This is a genomic window from uncultured Roseobacter sp. (genome assembly GCF_947496515.1).
Taxonomy (GTDB): domain Bacteria; phylum Pseudomonadota; class Alphaproteobacteria; order Rhodobacterales; family Rhodobacteraceae; genus Roseobacter.
In genome coordinates this window covers 1-9,858 of sequence record NZ_CANMDB010000033.1, presented here as the reverse complement: position 1 = coordinate 9,858, position 9,858 = coordinate 1, and the positions used below count along the sequence as shown (strand labels likewise).

Annotated in this window: 6 protein-coding genes; all 6 read left to right on the top strand. The window is 52.0% G+C overall.

Annotation, left to right across the window (positions count from 1 at the left end; translation table 11 throughout):
* Positions 1 to 514: 514 nt before the first annotated feature.
* The 6 genes from Q1A53_RS23000 (at position 515) to Q1A53_RS22975 (ending at position 9,428) form a co-directional block, all read left to right on the top strand.
* A complete protein-coding gene (locus Q1A53_RS23000; protein WP_299971643.1) occupies positions 515 to 2,185 on the top strand; it encodes a hypothetical protein in 1,671 nt (556 codons plus the stop codon).
* A 61-nt stretch (positions 2,186 to 2,246) separates the two neighbouring features.
* On the top strand, positions 2,247 to 3,431 hold the full coding sequence (locus Q1A53_RS22995) for a phosphatase PAP2 family protein (protein ID WP_299971640.1): 1,185 nt from the start codon (positions 2,247 to 2,249) through the stop codon (positions 3,429 to 3,431).
* Complete coding sequence (locus Q1A53_RS22990) at positions 3,416 to 5,719, top strand: hypothetical protein (RefSeq protein ID WP_299971637.1); 2,304 nt, start codon at positions 3,416 to 3,418, stop codon at positions 5,717 to 5,719. Before Q1A53_RS22995 ends, Q1A53_RS22990 begins: the two co-directional genes overlap by 16 nt.
* A 531-nt stretch (positions 5,720 to 6,250) precedes the next feature.
* Entirely contained in the window at positions 6,251 to 6,904 is a 654-nt protein-coding gene (locus Q1A53_RS22985; protein ID WP_299971634.1) for a hypothetical protein, read from the top strand.
* A 15-nt stretch (positions 6,905 to 6,919) separates the two neighbouring features.
* Positions 6,920 to 7,906 carry a hypothetical protein gene (locus Q1A53_RS22980; protein ID WP_299971632.1) on the top strand — a complete coding sequence of 329 codons (987 nt, stop codon included), beginning with the start codon at positions 6,920 to 6,922 and terminating at the stop codon, positions 7,904 to 7,906.
* 67 nt (positions 7,907 to 7,973) lie between these two features.
* A complete protein-coding gene (locus tag Q1A53_RS22975; RefSeq protein WP_299971630.1) occupies positions 7,974 to 9,428 on the top strand; it encodes a hypothetical protein in 1,455 nt (484 codons plus the stop codon).
* Positions 9,429 to 9,858: the final 430 nt, after the last annotated feature.

Sequence of the window (9,858 nt, the reverse complement as noted above, 5' to 3'; positions counted from 1 at the left end):
GAAACCATCGTCCAGATGGACCAAACGCCAATCATGCACTAACAATCAAATTGGACCACTCAGGTGGGGCTGATCACCGCCTCCTGACCCGTACGGTTGGTAGCGGGAATTGTTTCATTCTTTGTTATCAACGCCGGTCACCAAACTAATTTTTGAGTTGGAGTGTTAGACCGCCGCAGTCCATTAAAGAGCTCAGAGTTCGAAATCCGACGCCTGAGCGCAAATCCGGTCCGACAACAAGCACAACCACCTAAGGGTAGCCACAAGCTCTCGATCCATCAGCGTATCGCTCTCAATGTGCCGCAGAACAGTTTCCCGGAGCTCCGGCCACAATTCACAGAACTCGCTGAGGTCCCGGATACTGCCGGCGGGCTCGTTTGAATTGTTCACGTGAAGTCTCCAGTATTCGAAATTTTGGGTCCCAGTTTTGAGACCAATATGCTCATTGCCGGCTGTGTTGGTCGCGTGAATAAAATGTGAGTGATCTATCAATCTCTGCTATTGTCATCATTATTTGACGGCAACTTTTGTTTTTGATGGTGCGGATTTGGCTATTAGGAAGCTTCAGATCAGACTTTACGGCAGCTTTTCTTGCCGATGGGATACCGGTCAGGTCGTCGATGTCCGAGGTGCGAAGCACAGGGCCCTTATTGCTCTGTTGGCGACGGCGCCAAACGGAACTCATACTCGGAGCTGGATTCAGGATACGCTTTGGCGCAGGGCCGGCGAAGAACACGGACGTGCGAGCCTTCGACGTTCTCTTTCTGACATCCGCAAAGTCTTCGGGGATGACTTTGACCGCATCTTCAAAACTACCAACGCCGAAATTCAGCTTTCGCCAAACACGTTTGAACTGATTGGAAACCATTTGGATGGTGAATTTGCGGAAGGGATCAATATTCCGGAAGAAGGATTTACTCAGTGGGTAAATCAGAAACGCAAGTTGCTGAACAACGACTTTTCGCTGTCTTCCCAGGCTCCGCATAGCCGAATAGCGCCGAAGATCGCAATCGTACCGTTTGCCACTCGTCACCTGGCACGAGAGGAGCAGCATCTGAGTGACCTGGTCGCTCAGGAGGTTTCCCGCTCATTGTCGCGCTCCCGTTTGATTCGAGTCATATCGCACCTCTCCAGCAGGCGCGTGGATGGGACCCTTCTGGACATCTCTCAAATTCGCGAAGCGCTTGAAGTCGACTATGTGGTCTACGGAACCGTTGGACTGCACGGCGACCGCTACATGATCGACGCAGATTTGGTTCAGACGGCGAACGGCCACATCGAGTGGACGCGACAGATTTCCGGGCGGCTGGCCGATCTGCTTAGTAACTCTGGTGACCTGCTCGATCTGTGTTCTCAGATTGGGCATGGCATACTCTCGGCCTCAGTAGAGATGGCCCGCGGCCGGGCGCCTGGTGACGTGGAAAGCCACGTACTGCTCATGTCAGCCGTTTCCAACATGCATCAGCATCGGCTCGCTGAATTTGCTCGTGCAAGAAGCCATCTGGAAGAACTCATTTCGCGCACTCCGGCCAATTCAGAACTGCATGCCTGGCTTGGAAAATGGTACGTTCTCTCAATTGCGCAAGGGTGGAGTACCAACCCTCAACTGGACAGCCGAAACGCTATCGACAGTACGAAGCGGGCTCTCGATTGTAACCCTCGATGCCCTTTGTCGCTGACGTTTGACGGCATGATCCGCTCAAGTGATCTGGCAAATTTGTCAAAGGTAGAGGCGCAGTTTGATTGGGCAGTGGAGATCGACCCAAACAATTCATTGGCCTGGCTGATGTACTCGCGGCTGCACATGTTCGACGGGAACGGCGAGTTGGCCTTGCGTTTCGCAGAGCGGGCTTGCGAGTTGTCGCCCATCGATCCTTACGGCTACTTCTTTGACATCATCCGGGCCAGCGCATTGTCGATCTGTGAAGACTATGTGGGAGCGCTCGATCTGGCCGAAAAGTCAATTGCTGCGAATCCGCGCCATACATCTTCTCATCGGGTGAAAGTTATTGCCCTTGCCTTGATGGGGCGATGTGACGAAGCCGCAACGGCGGCGAAATTGCTTACCCGTCTTGAACCTGGCCTGACCATAGAAGGCTATCTCAGGAACCATCCTGCGGGCGACCGTCCAATGACACGTAAATGGGCCGATGCCCTAAAAGAAGCAGGTGTGCCTGTACAATAAATCTAACTTTCGGGGGGAAGAATTCATGTCAACTCAAGCTACCGGGACTGCAATGACGGCGATGACCGCCATGACAGCGATGACGGCAATGAGCGGGTCGACCGCCATGACTGCGATGTCTGGCAATGCTACCGCCGCCGGAAACTATGACGGCACTACGGCTGCGGGTCTGTTGCTCGCAAGGGACGGAATTGTTGGACAATGGGCCGGAGCAACACTGAACCCAAGAGAGCGGGGCCTCAATGAACCTGCGAATCTTGAAGACTGGTCTCAAATGGTGCGCACGATGGTGGTGCTGCAGGATCTGCTGGCCAACAGCGGAGTAGCCTTCAGTCCCACTGGCTGCACCCCAGAAGTGGCATTTTACCACTTCAACCGTCCATGCGACGTAACTGCCATGCCTGATACTTTTGAGATCACGGCGCAAAGACTTGCCGCATTCATTCGACCGGGGCATGACGAATTTGTGGCTCAGCTCGAACTGGTACGAGACTACGCCGATCTGAGAGCGGACAGATTGCCTGAGATCTTGTCGCAGGCCGGTTATCCCGTTCCCTATATGACCGCGATCGCAGATCTTCATCCTGGGCGAAAGGAATTCACTCATGAGCTTCTTGGCATAACGCAGGTATTCGCAACGCACATTGTTCTTGCAGTTAAGCAAGCACTGGCCTGCCATCGCCCGGATGCCTTCTCGCCTCAGGTGCAGCCCGTGATACCAACTCCCGGTCATGGCACTTTGCCCAGCGGACATGCGACCGAGGCCTTTGCAATGGCCGTTGTTCTGGCGCGACTGATGGAAGTCGAACGCGGTGACGGCGGCCGTGGCGGGAATGTCACCGATCTCTACGTCGATCAACTAATGCGTCAGGCAGCCCGCATTGCGATCAATCGAACAGTGGCTGGTGTCCATTTTCCAGCAGACTCGATGGCGGGCGCAATGCTCGGGTTGCTAATTGGTCAGTATTTGGTTGCGCGAGCGACGGGAACGGGATGCCTGTATCCTGTCAGCTTTGATGGTACGGAAGTGGCAACGCCGCCGGCCGGCGTAGCGGGTGATCTGGTTGCGGTCGACTTCAGAACGGAGAATTACCTCACCGCCAACGCTGACCCTCTCGTTCGCGCTCCAGAACACGACGGGATAGTCACCGATCTGGGAGATCCCATACCAGCTTCACCTGGATTGACGAGCGCCCCGTTGAAATTCCTGTGGGACAAGTCCGTCCTCGAATGGAAAAAGCGGTAACGGAGGCGATCATGGCAAAGTCCCGAGAGTGGTTTCCAGATCCGGTAACCTTCCTGACCGAAGACGAAGTCACCATCCCACCTGCCACGCAAGGAGATCCGGACATCACGGGCAGAGTGCGGGTGGTCGACGCTTACTCCCAGTGGATTTCGACGTATGGTGCGCAGTTCGCCTTCACCAACGAGATCCCCAAAGTAGACGAGAAAGATTTCAATTTTGCTCTGATCGTAGTCGAACGAAATCAAGACATCGTTGTGTTAGCAAAAGATTTTAACTTCACTGACCCACCGTTCGTGCCAAGAGAGTCTCCGCAAAGCGACCCAATCGAGGATGTATTTCTTGGTCGCCTGCCTATACGCGCGTCGAGCGCAGGTGACGAGATTTCGTCGGGTTCCGTAAAAGGGTTCGGAAACCTTCGTTTTCTCCCTGAGGTTGCTGAGCCCGAAAAACTGGTCATTGTTGGCCTCATTGATGACGCGATCAATTTTGGTCACCGCAGGTTTCGAGACCAACACAACAGGTCGCGTGTGGATTTTGCATGGATCCACGATGCACCCTGGAACAATCCAAGCAGCGTTCCTTTTGGTTTGGAAGTTCCTGGCCTTGCAACGACGCTGGCTATCCAGGATCATCCAAATGATGACGACGCTCTAATGCGCGAGTTGGACCTGATCGCGACGGAAGACCGGCCTTATCTTCCCACGTCGCTCAGGCTTCGTGGTTCTCATGGAACCCACGTTTCTGATCTCGCAGCAGGTTATGACCCGGATGAGGCAGATGCGTTTCATCGAAGAATAGTTGCGGTCCAGCTACCCACATTTGCTTCACAAGATACGTCGGGGGCTTCGCTGATGGCATCCATCATAGCTGCTGCAGACTATATCTTTTTGCGCGCCTTACAGATGAGCGAGCACTATGAGGTACCCATTCCGGTGGTGCTGAATTTCAGCTACGGTTTTGGAGGTGGTCCCAGAAACGGAGCCCATATTGTCGAGCGGGCGCTGCGCAAACAGGCCGAGACCTATCGGCGAAAGAGCGCGGAGATTGCTAGCTCAAAGCATCCTGGAATTAGCGCTCCTGCTGAGCTCGTTTTGCCGGCTGGCAACGGTCACCTGACCCGCACACACGCAGTTGGATCAGGGCCCGAACCAGACCAGGCGCCAACATTGGAATTCGACCTGCGTATACAACCTGAGGATCGGAGCCCGAGTTTCGTCGAGATTTGGTTCAGCGCGAAAACGAGGAGCATCGAAGTCACTGTTACACCTCCTCATGGGGCTCCAAAGTCCTTTGAAATTAGTGTTTCGGGCCCGTACACAAACGAGGTTTCTCTCTGCAATGACTTTGTTCTTGCGGAACCGAAACTTGATGGAAGTGCTGGGTTTGAAGCGGGTTCGGTCGTTGTGAGGTTTTCGATCGACCGACCAAACGAGAAACCGCCATCAGCCAGACGGCCACACCAACCTCCCGAAGAAGAGGATGGCACGCCCTTCTGGAGGGTAGTACTTGCGATTGGTCCAAGCAGTTGTCTGAGTGCTGATCAACCGCCGTGTCCACACGGGATATGGAGTGTTGTGTGCCGGGGTCATGAGGAAGGTCGTGGTGAGATTCAAGCCTGGATTCAGCGCGACGAGGCGGTCGGGGGCTTTGGCGAGCGTGGCAGGCAAGCCTATTTTGACGACACCATCTATGAAAACAATCGCTTTGATGAGATTGGCGATGTCGTTGTCACGGACGAAGGGCAACCTGCTAGTATCGTCAAGCGAGATGGAACAGTATCCGGCATCGCTACCAATCCGGCTGGCGAAGACAATCCGCTTTTGACGATTGGCGGCGCACTCTGGGACAGCGACAGGACTGCCGTCTATAGTGCAGCTGGCAACGACAGGGAACGCAGCGCGCCCCACTTTCTTGCCCCATCGGACACGTCAAGGGTATTGACCGGAATCCATGCTACGACAACGCGCAACGGCGGGCAGGTGGCCATGGGCGGAACAAGCGTCGCCGTACCACAGGTTGCGAGATGCCTCGCAGATGAGCTGGAGAGCCTCGAGCCTGCGCGATACTCTACATTTAATGCCAGAAATTTCCTAAAGGATGACACCATACATGACGTTGAAAATCCGGACCGGAAGGCAAGGCCGGTTCTCAGGCCTGACTCGCAAATTCCAGAACGTGCTGGCAACCGTAGAGTTCGGGAAGAACGGGTACGATACGAAAACGGATTGATCAAACCGCATCCCGAGCTAGCAAAGCAGACCATGCGGCAAACCGAGCGCAAAGTTTGAAAGCTGCAAAAAGTGTAGAGCGCTACGGCGAAGATGCCGGAAGTAATACCGAGCCAATGCGCTCGCTGATGTCTGCGCTGTGCCCTAGCCCCGTAAAACTGTTCCACTGAATTCGTCTTGAGAGGTGGACTTGGAATGGCCCGGCCGCGCCCATTTGAGCGCTCCGTATGAGCTCGCATTTTCGGGTTCAATGCAGGGCAAAACAACCGTCAATGCAAGCAGTGTCGACTTTGGAATCAAGGCCAGGATCATTTCTGGTAATCTAATTGACCAGTGGTATGGGGTATCCCATCACTACAGATCCCCAAAATCAAACTTTAGGCCGCCGCACCTAACGCTTCTTGCTTCTGCGTCCTGAAGCCACGCCAACGAGTTCTATCTTCGTGGTTCGGTCACTTTGTCTAAGCTATCTCATCTCGCTCCCCTTATTCACGATTAACTCACGGCTGCTTCGACACAATAGCGCCTACACTCAGATATCGAAGGATAACTGATGGAGTAATTGAAATGGCGTTCAGGGCTAGCATTCAAGTGTCATTGATCGTCGTTTTAGCGACGTTGTCGCTTGCGGGATGCAGTCCGCAGGTCGGAGTCTTTCAGATCGTACATGGTGACGACTTGGTTGATGAAATTGAACCCGGTGTAGGCAGATCACCCATCTATTCATCAAGCAATTTGTCTATCTTCAGCCAGTCACCTGGCTCCACGAGCTACTTCGTAGCGACCGAATTTGATATTGGTCGAAGGTCTAGAGGTCTGACGAATGCAACTGGGATCATAAATTCCCAACCATTTTCAGCCGCTCTGGTTTTTCCGCTATCGTACAGCGAAGCGGCTTCGGCGGAAGCCTTGCAATTGATCAATCGTGGTCGGTTTGGAAACTTAACACACTACCCTTTGAACGGGGCTACCTTTCGACCGCTCACAGACGCTCTCGAATTCGGGGGGATAGAGTATTCGGTAGTGCCCGCAGCCAATGCAGTAACGAACAACCCAGTTCTACTGATTGTGCTGATCAAAGACAGAAACCTCTTTGACGACTTTAACGCTCTTCTTCGAACTGATGCTGGATTGGTAGGCGAAATCGTCATTCCTATGCGCTTCAATGATCAGCCAGGAACGGAAACCTACGTTACGAGTGGAGTGAAACTTCGGGACCTTTCGGTCTCAAGCGTAAGACAATGACAAAGGAGAAAGCCAATGACCATTCTGCTGTATGATTCAGTTGGAACAAATAACTTCATGACGGCCTATCGGGACTCAGATGATCCGACACTGTTCTACTATGCGCCTCAATTCGCTGCTTTGTCTTCCCGACCTGATGGCAGGCTGAATTTCGGAGCGCAACTCTTTAAAAGAGATGAAAATAATCCCAATGACGGATTCGCGGTTTTCAACTTCGGCGTGAACGGCGTTATCGCGTCTGACGTATTCAATCAGATGCTAGATAACTTAAAGCAAAACTACGGATCTGACGCAAAATTAGCGCCGATCTCTCCTGATGCTGAACATCCTTCTCTCAACCCTTTGACAACAGGCATATATCAGAATCTACAATGTCAGACTAAAGGGGTAAACCTTTATACAGACTTGGCTGCGTCATTTACGGTGGATGAAGGTATCGCCAACGATATGAAGGATTTCTTTCAGAACACTGCAAATGCGTGGGCAGGGCAAATCAACTTCGCGGTAAGGACGAAGAAGACGGAATTCGAGTGGAAAATCACGGCAAATTGGCACCGAATCCACGAACATTTCAAATCTCAAGTTAGCGTGAAGTACTGGTTCGTAAGTGCCAATTTATCCTACGAAACTCAGAAGCTAATCCAGAACGAAGTTCTCAAGATTGAAACCACCGGTGGGACACCTCAGCAGAAAGAGCTGATCTATACTATGGCTTCCAAGATTGCTGGCAGATTGTTTAAGCCACAGCTGAAGCATGGGCCGATGCCTGGGCACCCCTCAGGCTCCGCTCTTTGTGTGAGTGTTAACTACCAAAAGACCGAAGAAAATGTAACAAGTGTGTGGGAAGGCAAGGAAAACGACTACGAAGTCAAGCCACTTGGAATAGCAGCGTATGTCGGTGACGTTCCGGACGACTACTTCAGTGGTTTCGATGACGGCGGAGTGTTCTACTCGGGCGAAGGTGCATACAGTCTACTCGACTTTGAAAACTTCCACAGTTGAATTCGTTGGAAGAAGATCTAGCGGGTATCCCCTTCAAATTGGTACGCACCAAAACGGAGAAGCGATAATGGCCAATCCAATTATTAACCGAAGTGCAAACATCGACGGCATCACCTTATTTCCTGAAGCGGATGATTCGAAGCTCTACTATTATGGAGTTTCAGCCAGATGGGGCGAGCTGTCTATAAGCCACATCGGAGACAAGTATGAAGTAATCCACGGCGAAATCGATTTCTCGCCCGATCCGGAAGTTCTAGAACACGCAAAGTCGCTACTTGGCGCTGATCGCTTACTCCCAATACCGATTGATTTCATCGACAGTGACCTAAAGCTTGCATTCGAGTTGGGCGAAAACCACGTCGACGAATCGTCGATTGTGAACACGTTGCCCTTTCCTCGCTTTCTACTGAGGGTGACTATTGATTTAGACGAGCTAACTGCCGAGAAAACATCTGCGCGAATTCAAGAAGGCTGGGGAGATTATGAGCATCTCCTAGAAGGCGATACTATAGCCAATATGTCTGGTTTGTCCTTAGTGATGTCATTGGAGAGCAATCTATCATATCAAGATATATATGACGAGATCACCGCTCACTCAACGAACTTGCGCCAAACCCGTCGGGTGCTAGAGGGCTACATTCATGCGGCCTTTGAAAGCAATTTTGAAAGTTGGGTATCAATTGACCCGAGTGGATCGAACATTCGGCTTGTCACCACGGACTTTCTAACTGAAAAACTTTTTACTGAGTACTCCATCGAAAAGGAACCATTAGTCCGATATGATGGCGGAAGTGTTCTGAACGGCTTTGCTCTTCGTGAACCAAGTGAGGTCGGCAATAACTTCATAGTCTCTGAAAGAAAGACCGTCCCATCATCGATAGCACTGCCGGCTTTTGGCACTGCTGATTTCGCTGGCAGCCATTACTTGATTGAAGCCTCTGATGCGTGGAGTGGGCTTGTAGTTGACGACTTCGATCCGCAGGACGGACTCGACGATACAACAGCGTTTGAAGAAACACATGAGGAGTCAGACGTTAATCGTGACTTTGAACTCAGAAGTTGGCGGCCGGCACACTCGCTGAAGATACTAAGGCAGCAGTTGGATGGTCTGTTTCCTGCGAGAAGCAAAAGCAGCGATGGCTTCATTGGCGATACAAATCACTGCCCGGGTTCTTCGGATCATTGCCCAAACATTCTTGTAGATGGTGTGGGCGTGGTAGCGGCGTTTGACTGCACCCATGATCCCCAAAACGGTTGCGATATGCATGTCGTAACACGTGCAATCGCGAATAGTCGCGACAAAAGGGTCAAGTACATCATTTACAACTCTAAGGTTTGTTCATCTTACCCAATTGGTGATTTTGAGGCGTGGGAATGGCGTCCGTATTCTGGCAGCAATCCGCATGAGCGGCACGCTCACTTTTCTGTAATTTCTGACGAAGAACTATTTGATAGTATTTCGAGTTGGCATGTTACTCCTTCCGGTCAAGACGACTATGGTCTTTCGTTTATGGTGAGTTGAGGCAGCCATTGCTACTTTGCCGGGAATATCGAATGCGGGCACCGTTGGGTCAGAATTGGGATTTTTCGGCAACGAAGTACTTCTGGCCTATTGGAGGTTCTAAGGAATAAAACAAAAAAGAAATCCGAAGCATTGAGTGGCAATGACGCTAGGATTCGTATGGTCGGCGCGCATGCGTGTAAGCGCCATTATGTTAAGTTCGGGCAGCGTGCTGCAGTAGGACCAATCAGGCCCTGCAGAGGCGATGCGCGCGCCGCCCTCTAGCCAACAACATCCTCGACCCATGCTGAAACCGCTGCGCCCATGGATTTGATGTGATCCGCGTGTGTGAAGCCTGAGACGCGCTTGCGTGGTTTTGATCCTCCCCCACTGGAGTGGTCCTCCGCTATGTTTAGGAAAACGGAGGAATACCATGGCAAACAAGCGACCA